Origin of the sequence: Actinomadura sp. KC06 (assembly GCF_004348735.1) — a bacterium.
In the GTDB taxonomy this organism is placed as follows: Bacteria; Actinomycetota; Actinomycetes; order Streptosporangiales; family Streptosporangiaceae; genus Spirillospora.
Genome location: NZ_SMKT01000109.1, coordinates 1 through 19,059, shown reverse-complemented (window position 1 = coordinate 19,059; position 19,059 = coordinate 1). Strand labels below are relative to the sequence as shown.

General features: G+C 71.5%; 15 protein-coding genes and 1 rRNA gene. 9 read left to right on the top strand and 7 right to left on the bottom strand.

Annotated features, from left to right (window positions below; translation table 11 throughout):
- Positions 1-107 precede the first annotated feature (107 nt).
- On the top strand, positions 108-1,133 hold the full coding sequence (locus tag E1287_RS28955) for a methyltransferase (RefSeq protein WP_131968319.1): 1,026 nt from the start codon (positions 108-110) through the stop codon (positions 1,131-1,133).
- A 1-nt stretch (position 1,134) separates the two neighbouring features.
- Here E1287_RS28955 and E1287_RS28950 read toward each other — a convergent pair whose 3' ends face one another.
- Together E1287_RS28950 and E1287_RS28945 are read right to left on the bottom strand one after the other, a co-directional pair.
- Entirely contained in the window at positions 1,135-1,773 is a 639-nt protein-coding gene (locus tag E1287_RS28950; protein ID WP_131968317.1) for a CoA pyrophosphatase, read from the bottom strand.
- Positions 1,770-2,654 (bottom strand): AraC family transcriptional regulator, encoded by an 885-nt coding sequence (locus E1287_RS28945; protein WP_131968315.1) that lies wholly within the window; start codon positions 2,652-2,654, stop codon positions 1,770-1,772. The genes E1287_RS28950 and E1287_RS28945 overlap by 4 nt, the downstream gene beginning before the upstream one ends.
- 96 nt (positions 2,655-2,750) lie before the next feature.
- On the opposite strand from E1287_RS28945, the gene E1287_RS28940 reads away from it, so the two are divergent.
- Both E1287_RS28940 and gltX read left to right on the top strand, forming a co-directional pair.
- Positions 2,751-3,329: a TIGR03086 family metal-binding protein gene (locus tag E1287_RS28940; RefSeq protein WP_243719509.1), complete on the top strand. Its 579-nt coding sequence runs from the start codon at positions 2,751-2,753 to the stop codon at positions 3,327-3,329.
- Between the two features lie 65 nt (positions 3,330-3,394).
- Entirely contained in the window at positions 3,395-4,795 is a 1,401-nt protein-coding gene (gene gltX / locus E1287_RS28935) for a glutamate--tRNA ligase (RefSeq protein WP_131968313.1), read from the top strand.
- 24 nt (positions 4,796-4,819) lie between these two features.
- Here the strand turns inward: gltX and E1287_RS28930 are convergent, their stop codons facing one another.
- Together E1287_RS28930 and E1287_RS28925 are read right to left on the bottom strand one after the other, a co-directional pair.
- Positions 4,820-5,488 carry a response regulator gene (locus tag E1287_RS28930; protein WP_131968311.1) on the bottom strand — a complete coding sequence of 223 codons (669 nt, stop codon included), beginning with the start codon at positions 5,486-5,488 and terminating at the stop codon, positions 4,820-4,822.
- An 88-nt stretch (positions 5,489-5,576) separates the two neighbouring features.
- Positions 5,577-9,842 carry a HAMP domain-containing protein gene (locus E1287_RS28925; RefSeq protein ID WP_131968309.1) on the bottom strand — a complete coding sequence of 1,422 codons (4,266 nt, stop codon included), beginning with the start codon at positions 9,840-9,842 and terminating at the stop codon, positions 5,577-5,579.
- Positions 9,843-10,188: 346 nt separating this feature from the next.
- Between E1287_RS28925 and E1287_RS28920 the strand changes: the two genes are divergently transcribed.
- The 3 genes from E1287_RS28920 to E1287_RS28910 are packed head-to-tail and all read left to right on the top strand — an operon-like array spanning position 10,189 to position 13,261.
- Positions 10,189-12,477: a SpoIIE family protein phosphatase gene (locus tag E1287_RS28920; RefSeq protein ID WP_243719508.1), complete on the top strand. Its 2,289-nt coding sequence runs from the start codon at positions 10,189-10,191 to the stop codon at positions 12,475-12,477.
- A gap of 31 nt (positions 12,478-12,508) precedes the next feature.
- Positions 12,509-12,847, top strand: coding sequence for an STAS domain-containing protein (locus E1287_RS28915; protein WP_131968305.1), 339 nt, complete (start codon positions 12,509-12,511; stop codon positions 12,845-12,847).
- A gap of 45 nt (positions 12,848-12,892) precedes the next feature.
- Positions 12,893-13,261: an ATP-binding protein gene (locus E1287_RS28910; protein ID WP_033333276.1), complete on the top strand. Its 369-nt coding sequence runs from the start codon at positions 12,893-12,895 to the stop codon at positions 13,259-13,261.
- Positions 13,262-13,333: 72 nt separating this feature from the next.
- Here the strand turns inward: E1287_RS28910 and E1287_RS28905 are convergent, their stop codons facing one another.
- Together E1287_RS28905 and E1287_RS28900 are read right to left on the bottom strand one after the other, a co-directional pair.
- Entirely contained in the window at positions 13,334-14,680 is a 1,347-nt protein-coding gene (locus E1287_RS28905; protein WP_243719507.1) for a 3-deoxy-7-phosphoheptulonate synthase class II, read from the bottom strand.
- A 285-nt stretch (positions 14,681-14,965) separates the two neighbouring features.
- Entirely contained in the window at positions 14,966-15,973 is a 1,008-nt protein-coding gene (locus tag E1287_RS28900) for a sigma-70 family RNA polymerase sigma factor (protein ID WP_243719506.1), read from the bottom strand.
- Between the two features lie 130 nt (positions 15,974-16,103).
- Between E1287_RS28900 and trxA the strand changes: the two genes are divergently transcribed.
- Entirely contained in the window at positions 16,104-16,457 is a 354-nt protein-coding gene (trxA, locus tag E1287_RS28895; protein ID WP_131968304.1) for a thioredoxin, read from the top strand.
- 129 nt (positions 16,458-16,586) lie between these two features.
- Positions 16,587-17,438 (top strand): putative RNA methyltransferase, encoded by an 852-nt coding sequence (locus tag E1287_RS28890; protein ID WP_243719505.1) that lies wholly within the window; start codon positions 16,587-16,589, stop codon positions 17,436-17,438.
- On the opposite strand, the gene E1287_RS28885 is transcribed toward E1287_RS28890, so the two are convergent.
- Positions 17,376-18,146: a hypothetical protein gene (locus E1287_RS28885; protein WP_243719504.1), complete on the bottom strand. Its 771-nt coding sequence runs from the start codon at positions 18,144-18,146 to the stop codon at positions 17,376-17,378. The genes E1287_RS28890 and E1287_RS28885 overlap by 63 nt on opposite strands.
- Positions 18,147-18,944: 798 nt before the next feature.
- On the opposite strand from E1287_RS28885, the gene E1287_RS28880 reads away from it, so the two are divergent.
- Positions 18,945-19,059: ribosomal RNA gene (locus E1287_RS28880) — 16S ribosomal RNA — on the top strand; the annotation flags it as partial.

The window sequence follows — 19,059 nt, the reverse complement described above, 5'->3', positions numbered from 1 at the left end:
TCACCCGCGTTTTGGTGCCATTCGTCCAAGACCGCCCGTCGCGCGGTCCGTAGCGTCGTGGCAGGTCACCAAGTCGAAACAAGGTCACCGTGAAGGGGGAGCCGACCGTGTCGAAAGCGCAGTCAAGATCGCCGCTGCTGGACCTGGCCTTCGGATACATGCCGGCGCAGATGATCCACGCCGCCGCCGAACTGGGGATCGCCGACGCCCTGGCGGGCGGCCCGAAAACGAGCGCGGAGCTGGCGGGGGAGACCGGCGCCCACGCGCCGTCCCTCCACCGGCTGCTGCGCGGCCTGGCCGGGCTGGGCGTCGTCGAGCAGAAGGAGCGCGACCTGTTCGCGCTCACCGCCGAGGGGCAGCGGCTCCGCACCGACGCCTCCGACTCGATCCGCTCACTCGTCAGGCTGTTCTGCGGCCCGGACGTGTGGCGCTCCTGGGGCGACATGACCGAGACGCTGCGCACGGGGGAGTACGCCTGGGAACGCGCGACCGGGATGACGCCGTTCGAGTTCTTCGAGTCGCCGTCCAACGCGGAGCTGTCGGCGACGTTCAACGCGGCGATGTCCGAGCACACCCGGGCCGTCGCGCCCGGGATCATCGAGGCGCACGACTTCGGCCGCTACGGGACGGTCGCGGACCTCGGCGGCGGCGACGGCACGCTGCTCGCCGCGCTCCTGCACGCCCATCCGGACCTGCGCGGGCTGCTGTTCGACCAGGCCCCCGGGCTCACCGCCGCGTCCGGCACGCTCGCCGGCGTCGCGGACCGGGTGGAGATCGTCGCGGGCGACTTCTTCAAGGACGTGCCGGGAGGCGCGGACGCCTACGTCCTCAAGAGCGTCATCCACGACTGGGACGACGAGAAGGCCACCGCGATCCTGCGGAACTGCCGCGCCGCGATGCGTCCGGACGCGCGGCTCCTGCTGCTGGAGCAGGTCATGCCGGAGATCGTCACCCCGGAGACGCAGGGCGTCGTCCGCAACGACCTCAACATGCTCGTCTGCACCGGCGGGCGCGAACGCACCGAGGCCGAGTTCCGCCGGCTCCTGGACGCCGCCGGATTCGCCGACGCCTCACTGACCGGCCCGATCGCGCCGTTCGGCTACCACATCATCGAGGCCGGTCCGGTGGGCTGACTCAGTTGCGGGTCCAGTCGGGCTGGACGAAGTCGGCGACCCTGACGTGCCGTCCGAGCAGCACCACCTCGCGGAACTGCCACAGCATCGCGCCGGTCGGAGCGTGCACGCGCCAGTCCGGGCCCAGCCACATCTGCAGCAGATGCCCGCCGTCGGGCTGCGGCACCCATCTCGGCGTGTCGTCGTCGGCGAGCTTGCGCAGGCTCGTGTGGTGGACGGAGTGGACCTCGTCCGGGCTCGGCCTGAGCGGGCCCGGCTCGTCCAGCACCACCACGATCGGGGTGATCGAGAAACCGGACGTGGCGGGGAAGTCGTCCAGCCTGCCGAGGACGTCGCCCGCCCCCGCCGCCAGGCCGATCTCCTCGCGCAGCTCCCGCAGCGCGGCCTCCTCGGGCGTCTCGCCATCCTCCAGCCGCCCGCCGGGCAGCCCCCACTGCCCGGCGTTACGGCCCCGGTACGCGCGCCTGATCAGGATCACCGATGGGATGCCCTCATGCTCCACGACGCAAAGCACGACCCCGGCGCGGCGCAGCCCGGGCGCGTCCGGGACGGTGGTGTGCGCGAACGAGCCGAGCCGTTCGGCGGCCAGCGCGCGGAACGCCGTGAGGTCGTCGAACGGGTGGAGGGGGGCGGCCGTCATGCGTCGATCTTGCCAGTCCCGCCATCAGTCCCACCGCCGGGCCCACCGCCCGCGTCGTCCGCGCCGGCCTCGCGGGCGTACCGCGCGGGCGGCGTCCCGACGGCCGCGGTGAAGTCGTGGGTGAAGTGGGCCTGGTCGGTGTAGCCCAGCTCGGCCGCCAGCCCCGCCCAGTCGACCGGCGTGCCCGCCTCGGCCCGCCCGGCGGCCTCCAGCATCCGGTACCGCCTGATCACCCACTTCGGGCCGATGCCGACGTACTCGTGGAACAGACGCTGCAGCCCGCGCGCGCTGAGCCCCACGTCGGCGGCGAGCTCGTCCACCCGCACCAGGGCGGGCAGCGCCGCGATCCGCTCGACGATCTCCGCGGCGCGCTCGATGGACGGGTCGGCCTCCGGACGCAGCCCGGTGAGAAACTCCGCCAGCCGCGCGACGGCCTCGTCCGCGCCGTCCGTCGCGAAGATCTCGCCGGCGAGCGCGAGGCCCGCCGCGCCGAACACCTCGTCCACGCCCGCGAACCGGCCGGTGAGCGCCGAGACCGGCCCGCCCGCGAACGGCCGGAAACCGCCGGGCCGGAACCCCACCCCCACGACGCGGCCGTCGTCGGCGATCTCCTCGACGAACTCGTCCCGCACGACCCCCACGATGCGGCCCCGCGTTCCCCCGCTGGTCCAGTAGTTCGTGAAGGTCATATGGACGTTCGGACGCGTGAGCACCTTCTGCCGGTGCGCAGGCCGCCCGCGCAGATCCCAGTGCAGCACCCAGAAGAACTCGACGAACGGGGCGAGCGGGTCAGGCGGCGCGATCCGCTCCACCTGGAACCGCTCCAGGCCCGTCCGCGCCCGCAGGATGCCCCGCGTGTCCTGGGGAAGGAGTCGTGCCATCACTCCAGGCTAGCCGTGTCGCGTTCCTACAAGACCGGACGCCGCGACCCGCCTAACGTGCGGAACGAGTTCGAACACGCATGCGAAGGAGAGATCGTGGATATCCGGAACCAGATGCTTCCCGCCTCCCTGGCGGCGGCGCGGATCGTCCGGCAGGTCCCCGAGGAGCTGATGGACGCGCCGACCCCCTGCCCGGACTGGGACGTCCGGGCCCTGATCAACCACCTCGTCCTCTGGGTCGGGCGGGGCGAGACCGCCGCGCGCAAGCTGCCGCCCGACGGCCGGGGCGAGGGCCACGACTTCACCGCCGAGCCGGGCTGGGCCGACCGGTTCGAGGAGCAGGCGCGCAAGGCCGCCGAAGCGTGGCAGGACCCGGCCGCCTGGGAGGGCAACACCAGCCTCACCGGCAACAAGGACGGTATGCCCGCCGAGTTCATCGCCGGAATCCTGCACGGCGAATGCGTCCTGCACGGCTGGGACCTCGCGGTCGCCACCGGACAGGACCCCGCCCTCCCACCGGAGACCGTCCAGGCGGCCTGGGAGGCGACCCTCGGCACGGCGGAGATGACCAGGCAGTACAAGCTGTTCGGCGAGGAGGTCCCCGTCCCGGAGGACGCGCCGCTGCTCGACCGCCTGGTCGGGCTGACCGGACGCGACCCGCACTGGAAACCCTGACGCCCTCATGGGGGCGCGCGCGGGTCCCGGCGCGAGCGGGGGCCCGCGCGCTCTACGCTTGAGGCATGTCTCCGACCTCTGCGATCCGCGTCCGCTTCGCCCCGTCCCCGACCGGCATCTTCCATGTCGGCGGCGCCCGCTCGGCGCTGTTCAACTGGGTGATGGCCGCGCAGTCGGGCGGGACGCTCGTGCTGCGGATCGAGGACACCGACGCCTCCCGCAACAGCCCCGAATGGACCGAGGGCATCATCCGCGCCCTGGCCTGGCTCGGGATGGACGGCGAGCAGTACGAGGGCCCCTACTTCCAGTCGGCCAACGCCGACAGGCACGCCGAGGCCGCCCAGGCGCTGAAGGACCAGGGCCGCGCCTACTACTGCGACTGCGCCCGCGAGGCCGTGCTCGCCCGCACCCGCGAGCAGCCCAGGGGCTACGACGGCTTCTGCCGCGACCGCGGCCTGGAGCCCGGCCCCGGACGCGCCCTCCGCTTCCGCACGCCCGACGAGGGCCAGACCACCGTCGTCGACCTGCTGCGTGGCAAGCCGACCTTCGAGAACGCGGTCCTGGACGACTTCGTCATCGCCCGCGCCGACGGGTCGGTCACGTTCCTGCTGGCCAACGCCGTCGACGACATGAGCCAGGGCATCACCCACGTGGTGCGCGGCGACGAGCACCTGTCCAACGCGCCCAAGCAGCAGCTGCTGTGGGAGGCGCTCGGCGGCGAGCCGCCCGTGTGGGCGCACATCCCGGTCATCGTGAACGAGAAGCGGCAGAAGCTGTCCAAGCGCCGCGACAAGGTCGCGCTGGAGGACTACCGGGACGAGGGCTACCTCGCCGACGCCATGCGCAACTACCTGATGCTGCTCGGCTGGGCCCCGTCCGGCGACCGCGAGATCGTCCCGTGGGACGTGGTCGTCGACGAGTTCCGCATCGAGGACGTCAACACCTCGCCCGCCTTCTTCGACGAGAAGAAGCTCCGCGCGTTCAACGGCGAGTACATCCGCGCGCTGCCGCTGCAGAAGTTCATCGCCGAATGCCTCCCGTTCCTCCAGGACGCCCCGTTCGACGTGGACGTCGCCGTGTTCGCCGAGCTGGCGCCGCTGGCGCAGACCCGGGTGGCGCTGCTGTCGGAGATCGTCCAGATGATCGACTTCGCGTTCCTGGACGAGCCGCCGTCCGACGAGCAGTCCTGGAACAAGGCGATGAAGGAGCCCGCCGCCGCGATCCTCGCCGCCGCCGAGGCCGCCTACCAGGACGCGCCGTGGAACTCCGCCGAGCTGAAGGACCGGCTGGAGCGCATCGGCGCCGAGCACGGCCTCAAGCTCGGCAAGACGCAGGCGCCCGTCCGCGTCGCCGTCACCGGCCGCACCGTCGGCCTGCCCCTCTTCGAGTCCCTGGAAATCCTCGGCCGCGACCGCACCGTGGCCCGCATAGCCGCTGCCCGAGCGCGCCTCGCCGCGCAGGCGTAACGGACAGCCGTAACGGCTGGGGCGTCAGGACGCCGGGTCGTCGCCGTTCAGGGCGTGGCGGAGGTCGGCGAGGCGGCGGTCCAGCTCCTCGAACTCGCCGCGGAGGGACGCCGGGGCGCGCTTGCCGACGATCTCGGCCTGCTCCTCCACGGACACCAGCCGGTCGCCGACCCGCCCCGGCGGCGCGTCCCGCGGCCGCTCCGCGTCGCGCGGGGCCTTCGCGGGGCGCGCCTTGAGGAGCGTCGCCTGCTCGCGGAGCAGCGCGGCCTGCTCCCGCAGCAGCGTCGTCTGGTCGCGGAGCTGCTTGTTCTTGTTGTGCAGCTCCACGAACACCGACACCTTGGCGCGCAGCACCCACGGGTCGAACGGCTTGGAGATGAAGTCGACCGCGCCCGCCGCGTAGCCGCGGAACGCGTAGTCGGGGTCGCTGTTCACCGCGGTGAGGAAGATGATCGGCAGGTCGCGGGTCTTCTTGCGGCGCTTGATGTCGCGGGCCGTCTCGAACCCGTCCATGCCCGGCATGACGACGTCAAGCAAGATCACCGCGTACTCGTCGGTGAGCAGCGCCTTCAGCGCCTCCTCACCGGACCGCGCCCGGACGAGGTCCTGATCGAGCGAGCTGAGGATGGCCTCCAGCGCGATCAGGTTCTCCTCGCGGTCGTCCACGAGCAGGATCTTCGCCTTGTCGTCCACGCGCGTCTCTCCGATCCGGTCCCCGCCGCTCCACGGCCGCGTCCGCGGCCACGACGACCCTGCGTCCAGGCGTCTCCTCTCCCTCTCCTCAGCGGACGATGGAGGGTTGCAGCCAGTTCCTCATCACGTCAAGAAGATGGTCCACGTCGACGGGCTTCGGCACATAGTCCGACGCGCCCGACTCCAGGCTCTTCTCCCGGTCGCCCTTCATCACCTTCGCCGTGATCACGATAATGGGCAGCTCGGCGAACTGCGGCATCTCCCGGATCGCCGCCGTCGTCGCGTAGCCGTCCAGGCCCGGCATCATCACGTCCATCAGCACGACCGCCACGTCCGGGTTGCGGTGCAGGACGTCGATCCCGGCCTGCCCGTCCTCGGCGTACAGGACCTCCATCCCGTAGCCCTCCAGGACGCTGGTCAGCGCGAACACGTTCCGGACGTCGTCGTCCACGATCAGGACCTTGCGGCCCGACAGGACGGTGTCGAGGAAGTCCGCCGGCGGCTCCTCCAGCAGCCCGTTCAGCGCGGGCTCCGGCTCCCCGGGACGCTCCCCGCCGGGCGTGCGCCGCTCCACCGGCAGCCCGTTCTCCCCGGGCTGCATCGAAACGCCGCCGGTCAGGCCGCCGTTCGGGGCGCCTCCCGGCATGACGGCCTCCTGGGCGGCCGCGGCCTCGTCCGGCATCGCCGAGCGGCGCCGCCCGTCGCGCTCGCTGTACTGGGCGGGCAGGTAGAGCGTGAACACGCTGCCGCGGCCCGGCCGGCTCTCCGCGTGGATCTCGCCGCCGAGCAGCCGCGCGATGTTCCGGCTGATCGACAGGCCGAGCCCGGTGCCGCCGTAACGGCGGCTGGTCGTCCCGTCGGCCTGCTGGAACGGCTCGAAGATCTCCTGCAGCTTGTCCGCGGACACCCCGATGCCGGTGTCGATCACCCGGAAGGCGATCACGTCCGGGGTGTTCCACAGCGCGGGCAGCGTGAAGTCGATGTCGCCGGCCCGCTCGATCGCCAGCCGCACCTCGCCCTCGGCGGTGAACTTCACCGCGTTGGACAGCAGGTTCCGCAGCACCTGTTGCAGCCGCTGCTCGTCGGTGTTCAGCGTGGACGGGACGTCCGGCGCGACCTCCACCCCGAACTGCAGCCCCTTGTCGACCGACAGCGGCCGGAACGTGGCCTCCACGTAGTCGACGAGCGCCGACACCGCGATCCGCTGCGGATGCGCCTCCATCTTCCCGGCCTCGACCTTCGCCAGGTCCAGGATGTCGTTGATCAGCTCCAGCAGGTCGGTGCCGGAGTCGTGGATCGTCTGCGCGAACTCCACCTGCTTGCCGGTGAGGTTGCCGTCCTGGTTCTCCGACAGCAGCTTGGCGAGCACCAGCAGGCTGTTCAGCGGCGTGCGCAGCTCGTGCGACATGTTCGCCAGGAACTCCGACTTGTACCGCGACGAGATCGCCAGCTGCTCGGCGCGCTCCTCCAGCGTCCGCCGGGCCTGCTCGATCTGGAAGTTCTGGATCTCGATCGCGCGGTTCTGCTGGGCCAGCAGCGCCGCCTTCTCCTCCAGCTCGGTGTTGGAGTGCCGCAGCTCGCCCTGCTGGCGCTGCAGCTCGTCCGAGCGCTCCTGCAGCTCCTGCGCGAGCCGCTGGGACTCGCCGAGCAGCGCCTCGGTGCGGGTGTTGGCGCGGATCGCGTTCAGCGTCACCCCGATCGTCTCGATCAGCTGGCTGAAGAACGCCAGGTGGACGTCGGTGAACCGGCCGAACGAGGCCAGCTCGATCGCGCCGAGCACCTCGTCCTCGAACACGATCGGCAGCACGATGATGTTGACCGGGGACGCCTCCCCGAGCCCCGAGCCGATCTTGACGTAGTCGGCGGGCGCGTCGGCGATCAGCAGCGGCCTGCGCTCCTGCGCCGCCTGCCCGACGAGCCCCTCGCCCAGCGCGAACCGGGCCGCGTTGGCCTCACCGGATCCGCCGGTCCGGGTCGCCCGGCCGCGCCGCGTCCCGTACCCGGCGATCAGCGCAAGCTCCGTCTCCTCGCCGCTGTTCTCCGCGAGGTAGAACGCGCCGTACTGCGCGCTCGCCGTCGGCGTCAGCTCCCGCATGATCAGGTCGGCGACCTGCTGGAGGTCCCGGTGGCCCTGCATGAGCCCGCCGATCCGCGCCAGGTTGGTCTTGAGCCAGTCCTGCTCCTCGTTGGCGCGGGTCGTCTCGCGCAGCGTCGCGACCATCAGGTTGACGTTGTCGGACAGCTCGGCGACCTCGCCGCGCGCCTCCACGGTGATCGTCCGGGTCAGGTCGCCGGTGGCGACCGCGCTCGCCACCTCGCCGATCGCGCGGACCTGCGTCGTCAGGTTGCCGGCGAGCTCGTTGACGCTCTCGGTCAGCCGCTTCCACGTGCCGGACACGCCCTCGACCTCGGCCTGCCCGCCGAGCCGTCCCTCGATGCCGACCTCGCGGGCCACGCGGGTGACCTCGGACGCGAACGACGACAGCGTGTCGACCATCGTGTTCAGCGTCGTCTTCAGCTCCAGGATCTCGCCCTGCGCGTTCACGTCGATGCGTCGCGTCAGGTCGCCGTGCGCGACCGCCGTCGCGACCTGCGCGATGTTGCGGACCTGGTAGGTCAGGTTGGACGCCATGCCGTTGACGTTGTCGGTCAGGTCCTTCCACATGCCGCCCGCGCCGGGCACCCTGGCCTGGCCGCCGAGCCGTCCCTCGGTGCCGACCTCGCGGGCGACGCGGCTGACCTCGTCCGCGAACGCCGACAGCGTGTCGACCATGGTGTTCAGGGTCGTCTTGAGTTCGAGGATCTCGCCCTGCGCGTCCACCTCGATCTTCCGGCCCAGGTCGCCCTGCGCGACCGCGGTGGTGACCTGCGCGATCCCGCGCACCTGGTTCGTCAGGTTGTTCGCCATCGAGTTGACGTTGTCGGTCAGGTCGAGCCAGACGCCGCCGGCGCCGGGCACGATCGCCTGGCCGCCGAGCCGCCCTTCCGTGCCGACCTCGCGGGCGACGCGGGTGACCTCGGACGCGAACGCCGACAGCGTGTCGACCATCGCGTTCACGGTGTCCTTCAGCTCCAGGATCTCGCCCTGCGCGTCCACCGTGATCTTCTTGCCGAGGTCGCCCTGGGCGACCGCGGTGGTGACCTGCGCGATGTTGCGGACCTGGTAGGTCAGGTTGGACGCCATCCCGTTGACGTTGCTGGTCAGGTCCTTCCAGACGCCGCTCACGCCGGGCACCCGGGCCTGGCCGCCGAGGCGTCCTTCGGTGCCGACCTCGCGGGCGACGCGGGTGACCTCGGCGGCGAACGCCGACAGGGTGTCGACCATCGTGTTCACGGTGTCCTTGAGCTGGGCGATCTCGCCCTGCGCGTCGACCGTGATCTTCTTGCCCAGGTCGCCCTCGGCGACCGCGGTGGTGACCTGTGCGATCCCGCGGACCTGATAGGTCAGGTTGTTCGCCATCGCGTTGACGTTGTCGGTCAGGTTCTTCCAGACGCCGCTGACGCCCGGCACGTTCGCCTGGCCGCCCAGCTGCCCCTCCGTACCGACCTCGCGGGCCACGCGGGTGACCTCGTCGGCGAACGCCGACAGCTGGTCGACCATCGTGTTCACGGTGAGCTTCAGCTCCTGCAGCTCGCCGGTCGCCTCCACCGTGACCTTGCGGGTCAGGTCGCCCTTCGCGACCGCGGTGGTGACCTCGGCGATGTCGCGGACCTGGGACGTCAGCCGCGACGCCATCACGTTCACCGACGCGGTCACGTCCCGCCAGCGGCCCGTCATCCCGCGCGCCGGGGCCTGCCCGCCGAGCCGGCCCTCGGTGCCGACCTCCCGGGCGAACTGCGTGACCTCCCACGTGAACTGGTCGAGCAGCTCGACCATGCCGTTCACGGACTTGGCCATGCGCAGCAGCTCCCCGCGCATGGGCCTGCCGCGCACCCGCAGCTCGACCCGCTGGCTCAGGTCGCCGGCCGCGACCGCCTCGACGACCTGGCTCATGCCCGTCGACAGATCGGTCAGCTTGTCGATGATCGCGTTGGCGTCCTCGACGGCGGCGGCCCAGGAGCCCCGCAGCGATCCCGGCGTGAGCCGTCCGCGCAGCTGGCCCTCCCGGCCGATCTCCCGCCGGACGCGGGCCAGCCCAGAGGACAGCTCGTGGCCGTTCTGCCGGATCTCCTCCAGGATCGCCGCGGCCTCGGCCACGGCGCCCTCGCCCGGCACGCTCAGCTCGCTCCTCGCCTTCCCGTCCCGGACGGCGATGAGCGCCTTGAGGAGCGGTTCGAGATCGGCGTCGCTGTAGCGCGGTGCGGTGTCGCGGTACCCGCCGGCGGGGCGGGCGCGAGACGCGGTACGCGGCATGCTCTTCATCCTCCTGGCCCGCGATTGTCGGCATCCGGACGGCGGCGGACACCCGGATGACACGGACTCCTTCCCTGGGCCTTCTCCTGGCCGCACCCTGTACTCTACGTCGCCGTGCAGCACTGGGCCGGTCGTCACGCCGCGGTGAACGGACGGCAATGACCGTGCATCCGTCCTTGTAGCCTTCGTGTTACGGTCTGTCGTGTTGTGGCCTGGGGCGGGTGGGGGCTGGAGGACGGCGGACGCGCAGCACCGGGCGCCGGTTCACGGCTCCCGCGGTCGCGCGGCCGGCGAGTCTGACACGATGGCCAGACCAAGCAGTGACGCATCGAACGAGGGACGGCAGTTGGATCGGCAGACGGCGTCGGCGACCTTCCCGTCCGCCGCCGCGGCGGTGGCGGACGCGCGCCGGTTCGTCCGGAAGGTGCTCGCCGACTGGGGCATGGACGAGGTGGCCGACGACGCCGTCCTCGCCACCAGCGAGCTCGCCACCAACGCCATCGCCTACGCCGGCACGTCCTTCGAGGTCTCCTGCCACCTGGAGGAGGGCGACGTCCGGATCGAGATCCGCGACCGGCATCCCACCCGGGGCATCGAGATGCCCGGCGTCACCGCCTCCAGCGGGCGCGGGCTGCCGTCGATCTCCCGTCTCGCCGCGTCCTGGGGCGTCTCCTACGACCGCCGCACCAAGGGCGTCTGGTTCCGGCTGCCCCGTCCCGGCGCCGCCGCCCCGTCCCTTTCCGGAGCGGGCGCCGAATCCGATTCGGTCTCCGAGCTCGCCCCGCCCGCCGCCGGGCTTCCCGGCAGGTCGCCCGGCGGCCACGCAGCCAGGCGCGAGGCCGCCCGCGAATGGGCCCGTGAACGCATCGCCCGCGACGGCGGGGGCGACGCCTCCCGCGACGGCGCGGGCCCCGGCGGCCAGGCCCGGCTCGCCGAGGGCGTCGGCGAGGTCCCCGTCGCCGGAGACCGCCTCCTGCGCTCCCCGGCGGCCCTCGAATCCATGGAGGACGGCGTCGCCACCGTCCGGGAGGTCCTCGGCGCCGAGGGCGCGGCCGTGCTGCTGACCGAGCGCGACGGCCGCCTGATCATGGGAGCGTCCGCCGGGACCGCCGCCGAGATGCCCCTCGGCGAGCTGTCGGTGGCCGGACTCGGCCCCGCCGCCCGCGCCGGCTCCGCCTGGGTCGCCGCCGACGCCTCCGATCCGACCGCCGCCGCCCTGCAGGCCCGGTCCCTGGCCGCCGCCCCCCTGGAGTCCCAGGGACGCCTCACCGGGCTCGTGGTGGCCGTCTCGTCCGTTTCCGGCCGGTTCGCCGAGGCCGACGGCGTCCGGCTCGGCCGGCTCGCCGACGAGATGTCGCTCTCCCTGGAGAAGGCGCGGGTCGGCGAACTGGAACGGTCCTGGCGCGGCTGGCTCAGCTTCGTCGCCGAGGCCAGCGACCTGCTCGCCGGCACCCTCGACCAGGAGCGCACGATGGCGCTCGTCGCGCAGCTCGTCGTGCCGCGCCTCGCCACCTGGTGCGCCGTCTACACCGTCACCGAGGCCGAGCCCGACCGGCTCGCCTACGTGTGGCACGCCGACGAGAACCGCGCCGACGGCCTCCGCGAGCTGCTCGAACACGCGGGCGCCGCCCCGCCGACCGATGTTCCGGGCCCCTGGAACGGGCTGGCCACCGCGCCCGACGACGTCCGCGCCGCCGCCGGCGACACCGCCGCCGACCAGGTCTACGCCTTCCCGCTGATCGCCCGCGGCCGCCGCATCGGCACCATCGTCATCGGCCGCCCGTCCGGCGACCGGTTCCCGCGCAGCGCGGTCGAGCTGGCCGAGGAGCTCAGCCGCCGCGCCGCCCTCGCCGTCGACAACGCGCGGCTGTTCTCCGCCCAGACCGCCATGAGCAGCGCGCTCCAGCGCAGCCTCCTGCCGCCCGGCATCCCCGAGATCCCGGGCCTGGAGGTCGCGGTGGTGTACGAGCCCGCGGGGGAGGGCAGCGAGGTCGGCGGCGACTTCTACGACGTCTTCGAGAGCGGGCTGCGGCCCGGCGGCGCCGCCCCCGCGTCCCGCTGGCGGTTCGCCATCGGCGACGTGTGCGGCACCGGCCCCGAGGCCGCCGCCGTCACCGGCCTCGCCCGGCACGCCCTGCGCATCCTCGCCGCCGAGGACATGTCCGTCCCCGCCGTGCTCGGCCGCCTCAACCGGCTGATCCTCGGCGAGGGCGAGCGCGGGCGGCTGCTCACCCTGCTGCACGGCGAGATCGCCGCCCGGCGCCGCCGCGACGGCGTGACGATCAGGCTGACCAGTGCCGGACACCCGCCGCCCTTGATCCTCGAACCGGACGGCGGCGTCCGCGAGGCCGCCTCCCCGCAACCGCTGCTCGGCGTGTTCGACGGCGTCGAGTTCCACACCGACACGGTCGACCTGCGCCGTGGAGAAGTCCTGCTCTGCGTGACGGACGGCGTCACCGAACGCCGTTCGGGCAGTCGGCTGCTGGGCGACGGGCACGGGCTCGAACGCCTTCTCGCCGGCTGCACCGGGCTGAGCGCGGGCGCCGTCGCCGCCCGCATCCAGCGCGCCGTGCGCGACTTCGGGCCCGAACCGTCCAACGACGACGTTGCCCTCATCGTTCTGCGGGCGTCATGATGGAGACCAACAATCGGTAAGGTGGGGTGGCGTGGGGCTTGCCTTGCACACGACACGACAGGACGGCCGCGCGACGATCGCCGCGCGCGGCTCGATCGACCTGCACTCCTCCGACGAGCTGCGGTCCCGGCTGACCGAGCTCGTGGACGCCGGTGAGCGGGCGGTCGTCGTCGACCTCACGGCGGTCGACTTCTGCGACTCCTCCGGGCTGAACGTCCTCGTCCGGGCGTACAAGCACGCGCGCGCGCAGAACGCCACGCTGACCGTCACCGGCGCCTACGGCCGGGTCGAGAACGTCCTGCGGACCACGGGCCTCGACCGCTTCCTGATCGAGGGCCCCGCCGAGGAGGCTTCCGCCGATGGACGCTGAGGAAAACGCGATGAAGAACGGCGAGCGGGCGGGGTGACCGACCCGATGACCGAGACGACACTGCGGGCCGCGCCCCAGACCGAAGCGGTCGAGTACGCGCGCCGCCTCGCCGCCCGCACCATGCGCACCTGGGCCCTGATGGACCGCGAGGAGCTCGTCACCGCGATCGTGGCCGAGCTGGTCGCCAACGCCGTCCGGCACGCCGGGACGGCGTTGGAGCTGCGGCTGCTGCGCGGCACCGGGCGCATCCGCGTCGAGGTCCGCGACCGCGCGGCCCAGCTGCCGCGGCTGACCGTCCCCGGCCCGCTGGACGAGTCGCACCGCGGCCTGTTCATCGTCGACCGCTTCGCCAACTCCTGGGGCGCCGACCCCGTCACCGGCGGCAAGGTCGTCTGGGCCGAAGTCGACATCTGACGCCGTCCCGGCGGCACGTTTTCGCATCTGGAACGTGCCGCCCCGGAAGGCTTCGCGGCTCGGACAGGCCGATCAGGCCGACTTGCGGTAGAGCTCCGCCACCATGAACGCCAGATCCAGCGACTGGCCCCGGTTGAGCCGCGGGTCGCACGCCGTCTCGTACCGCTGGTGCAGATCGGCCTCCGCCAGGCCCTGCGCCCCGCCGACGCACTCGGTGACGTCGTCGCCGGTGAACTCGATGTGGATGCCGCCCGGATGCGTCCCGAGCGCCCGGTGGACCTCGAAGAACCCGGCCACCTCGTCCAGGACGTCGTCCAGCCTGCGGGTCTTGTGGCCGCTCGGAGCCTCGAAGGTGTTCCCGTGCATCGGGTCGCACACCCACGCCACCGGGGCGCCGCTCTGGTGCACCTTCTCGATCAGCGGCGGCAGCGCGTCCCGGATCCGCCCGGCGCCCATGCGGGTGATGAACGTCAGCCGGCCCGGCTCGTGGTCCGGGTTCAGCCGCTTCATCAGCGCGATGGCGTCGTCGGCGGACGTCGACGGGCCGAGCTTCACCCCGATCGGGTTCCGGATGTGCCGCAGGAACTCCACGTGCGCGCCGTCCAGCTGCCGGGTGCGCTCCCCGATCCACAGGAAGTGCGCGGACACGTCGTACGGCAGGCCGCTGAGGCTGTCGATACGGGTCAGCGCCCGCTCGTACTCCAGCAGCAGCGCCTCGTGGCTGGAGTAGAACTCCACTTCGTGGAACTCGTCGGGGTCGGCCCCGCACGCCTTCATGAACGTCAGCGCCCGGTCGATCTCGCCCGCGAGCCGGTCGTAGCGCCGGCCCGCCGGGCTCTGCGCCACGAAGTCCTGGTTCCAGGCGTGCACCTGCCGCAGATCGGCGTACCCGCCCTTGGTGAACGCCCTGCACAGGTTCAGCGTCACCGCCGAGCAGTGGTACGCCTTCAGCAGCCGGTTCGGATCGTTGCGGCGGGACGCGGCGTCGAACGCGAGCCCGTTCACCGCGTCGCCCCGGTAGGCGGGCAGCTCCACGCCCCCGCGCACCTCCACGGGCTTCGACCGCGGCTTCGCGAACTGCCCCGCCATCCGGCCGATCTTCACGACCGGCACGCTGGCGGCGTAGGTGAGCACGACCGCCATCTGCAGCAGCGTCTTCAGCTTGTTCTTCACCGCGTCGGCGTTCGACCCCTCGAAGGTCTCGGCGCAGTCGCCGCCCTGCAGGACGAACGCCTCACCGCGCGCGACGTCCGCGAGCTGGGCCTTGAGGTTGTCGCATTCGCCCGCGAAGACGAGCGGCGGCTGCGCCGCCAGTTCGGCCGCGACGGCGCGGGCCTCGTCGGGATCGTCCCAGTCGGGCTGCTGGAGAGCGGGGAGGTCGCGCCAGGCGTCCAGGTCCCCGATGGCGGGTGTACTCACGCTGAAAAGGCTATGGCACGCCCGAGCCCGCCGGACGACCTGTCCGAGTGCAGCCGCGGCCAGAACCGGAAACACGACGCGAACAACCGAAGACCCGGCGCAGCGAACCACGAAACCAGCACAGACAGCAACGGCCTGAACACGCAGAGATACGGCACGAACGAAGAAAGACCCGGCACGAACACGCAGCCCGCCACAACCGGACGAGGGAACGCGAACGGGCGGCCCCGGGGTCTGCGGGGCCGCCCGTCGCGACGTTCAGGGGAGGTGCCGGACGGTTCGTGCTCAGGCCGCTCGGCTTCCGGCCGCGGTGCGCACGGGCTCGGGGGAGCCCGGCCCGCTCGCCAGCGTCCGGCGGCCGCTCAGGTCGGCCTCGTTCGCCAGCTGCCGCAGCCGCCGCAGGGAACGGTCGGTGATCTGCCTCACCCGGTTGTGGCTGAGGCCGTACCGGGCGCCGATCTGCGCGTACGAGAGCGGCTGGCCGTTGTCCATGCCGAAGCGGGCCCGCAGGATCGCCGACTCGCGTTCCGGAAGCCGTTCGAGGAGCCGGCCGAGGCCCTCGATGTCGTCGAGCGCGAGGATCTCGGCCTCCGGCGTCACGGCGTCCGGATCTTCGAGCAGGTCGCCCATCGGCGTCTCGCCCGCGTCGTCGACGGTCGCGTCCAGGCTCGCCGGGTCGCGCCGCCAGCGCAGCAGCTCGTCCACGTGGTCGGCGTCGGCGCCCAGCACGCCGGCGAGCTCGTCGCGCGTGGGCTCCCGGCCGAGCTCGCGGCCGAGCTGCCGCTCCGCGCGACGCAGCCGCGAAAGCTCTTCCTCGACATGGACGGGCAGCCGGATGGTGCGGGCGGTATGGCTGAGCCCGCGCCCGATCGCCTGCCTGATCCACCAGGTCGCGTATGTGGAGAACTTGAAGCCGCGGCGGTAGTCGAACTTCTCCACCGCGCGCATCAGCCCCAGGTTCCCCTCCTGAATGAGGTCGATGAGGGGCAACGAGTCGGTCGGGTATTTCCGGGCGATCGAGACCACGAGGCGCAGATTGGCCTCGACGAAGCGCTGCTTGGCGCGCAGCCCCGCCGCGGTCAGCTCCTCGAGCTCCTCGCGGGACACGCCCTCGGGCACGTTCCCGTCCTCGAGGAGTTGTTCGGCGTACAGTCCCCCTTCGATCGCCTTGGCCAGATCGACCTCCTCCTGCGCGTCGAGCAGGGGGGTGCGGCCGATCCGGTCCAGGTATGCCCCGACAAGGTCCTTGTCCGGGACGTCGACCCTGTCGCCCTTGGTACGGGTTGCAGCCATCCTGACCCTTCTCCGGTGCGATCTCCCTAAGAGGAGAACGCTAATTACCGCTCTGTGATTCCCGGGTGGGGAATACTGCGAACCTGTTAGCCGCTCTAGGACCTGATACCCCGACTGAGGAGAAACCGACATGGCGACGGTCACACTCACCGCGGAGAACTTCGATGAGGTCGCCCAGGCCGACGGGATCGTCCTGGTCGACTTCTGGGCGGAGTGGTGCGGTCCGTGCAAGAGGTTCGCGCCCGTCTTCGAGCGGTCGGCCGGCAAGCACGACGACATCACCTTCGCCAAGGTCGACACCGACGCGCAGCCGGAGCTGTCCGAGCGCTTCGGGATCCGGTCGATCCCGACCCTGATGGCGATCCGCGACGGCATGATCGTCTTCGCCGAGCCCGGCGCCCTCCCGGAGTCGGTGCTGGAGAACGTGATCGAGCAGGTCAAGGGCCTCGACATGGAGGACGTCCGGCGCCGCGCCGAGTCCTGAACCCCCCTGTAATGCCCGGCTCACCAGCGGTGATGGGTGGCCCGCCCGGGAAGCGCCGCTGACGGCCGGACGGCGCGTGGACGGCGCAACGGCAAAGAACCGAGCGGTACCGCCCGATCCGCGGCCATCATGCAGGATGATGGACGGGTGCTCGCCGATGTCGTCCAATACCTGGTGTGCCCCGTGTGCGGAGCGGATCTCGAACTGGCTGACCGCGGACTGCTCTGCCCCGGCGGGCATACCTTCGACATCGCACGGCAGGGGTATGCGAACCTCCTGCCGGGCAACGCCCGTCCGGGAACGGCGGACACCCCCGGGATGGTCCGCGCGCGAGACGAGTTCCTCCGGGCGGGGCACTTCGCGATACCGGCGGATCGGCTCGCCTGGAGCGTTTCACGCGTCCGGCCGTCCTTCGTCCTCGACGCGGGAGCCGGAACCGGGCACTACCTGAGCCGGACGCTCGACCGCTCACCGGACGCGGTCGGCCTCGCCCTCGACATCTCCAAGCACGCCGCACGCCGCGCGGCCAAGGCGCATCCACGCGCCGGCGCGGTCGTCGCGGACCTGTGGCGCCCGCTTCCGCTGCGTGACGGCGCCGCCGACACCATCGTCAACGTCTTCGCGCCGCGCAACGCGGCGGAGTTCCACCGGGTCCTCAGCGACGACGGCCTGCTCTTCACGGTGACGCCCTCGCCCCGGCACCTCGGCCCGCTCGTGGAGTCGCTCGGACTCCTCTCGATCGACAAGCGCAAGACCGAACGGACGGACGCCGCACTCGCCGGATACTTCAAGCTCGACTCGCGCCAGGAACTGGAGACCGAGGCCGTCCTGACCCACGCGGAAATCGTGACCCTCGTGGGGATGGGGCCAAGCGCACACCACGTCCCGGCCGAGCAGCTCCAGGAAAGGCTGGTGCTGCTACCCGACCCGCTCCCAGCGCCCCTGTCGTTCGTGCTGTCTACCTACCGGCGGCTGGAGTAGGCGCGAGTGCGCGTACTGGGTGAGGGCGACGAACACCTGCGCCACTTCTCCCGGTTGCGTCACGCCCTCCACGCCCTCCACACCGGGCACGTCGCCGACTTGATAACTGAACGAGGCCGAGACCCTGCGCATCGTGCCGACCAGCAAAAGACGTTGGAGCGCCTGTCCCGCCCGAAGCCACTCGACGGGAGAGTCGCCGCAGGTGGTCAGCACAGCCCGCTGACTCGACGTCCCCTGCGTGGTGGGCAGAGGGTGAAGCGTCGCACCTTCCAGCCTTGCCGCCTCTCCCAGCTCGTTGACGACAGAGGTAGGCGGCCGTTCCGCGACCGCTGGCCGGGCGGCGTTGAATGCCCGCATGGACGCCGCATAGAGCAGCCGCTCCTCAGGCGTGATCCGATGGCGGCCCGCAAGCCGTACCGAAGCGAGCACTGATGGACGTCCGGCGTCTGGAAGCAGCCGGACCACCGCTGCGTGCCCGAGCTGAGCGGCGGCCAGACGCAGATTCACGAGCGCTGCCCCGCTGCTCAGGTGCAAGTCCCGTCCCATGGGGTCGCTCAGCGCCCGGAATCGGACGGGATCAGCGCGCACTTCGATCAGCCCGGGAACGACCGCGAACCGCCAGGCGTGGACGTCATGGATCGTCGGCCCGATCGTCGCGGCGACCACCATTCGTTCCGCCGAAGTGTGGACGGCCGCGGGCACGTTCACGAGGCATTCCTCCAGACCTCAACCGGCTGACCTGACCGGGAGCCGTCACCGCACACCCACGACTCAGGACTCCGAGGCCGTACGGTCTGCGGCACGGTACCCCAGCGCCGCCGGGTCCTGCGTGAGGGGTGAACAAGGAGGTCAGAGGGACCTTCGACACCACTGTCGACGAAGCTGCTGGAGAGACGGATGTCAGCGATTTGACGGCTCAGGCCAAGGACCTTAATGTCACTCCTGCCCCGAGGGACGCGGGACGCCGACAGGCGGCCGGACTCGGGGAAAGCAGGCCTCAGAAAACGGTTCGAGTGACGCTCGGGCTGATGTAAGATGGCCTGTACAGCCCAGGACGGGACGCAGGACGCCGGAAGGCGGCCGGCCCGTAGGGTGCCTCCCTTCGAAACGATCTCTGCAGGTTTGTCGCCTGCGGGTTGGTTGTCGTGTGGGGGACTCGGTTCGTCTCCGCCTCCGTCGAAAAGATCTTCGTTGATCGGGTTGACAACGGCTGCGGATCGGGTAAGTTAGAAGGGTTGCCCCGGAGCCGGGGCCTGCGGAAGCGGGTTCACGGCGCGGTGGGTGTCCGTTTCTTGAGAACTCAACAGCGTGTTAAAAGCCAGTGCCTTTATACGGTCCGGCCGATGGTTTGGCCGGTCCGTCCCCGTGGCCGCCCTTCTTTGGGGGTGGTCGGGGATTTCTTTGAGGCAATGCGATCCTTTCCTTTTGGGGAGGGTGGCGATGCTGGGATTGTTTCCGAGGTTTGGCCGGTCTGGGGGTTCGCCCCTCTGGGTTGGTCGTTTGGCCTTAATGGAGAGTTTGATCCTGGCTCAGGACGAACGCTGGCGGCGTGCTTAACACATGCAAGTCGAGCGGAAAGGCCCCTTCGGGGGTACTCGAGCGGCGAACGGGTGAGTAACAC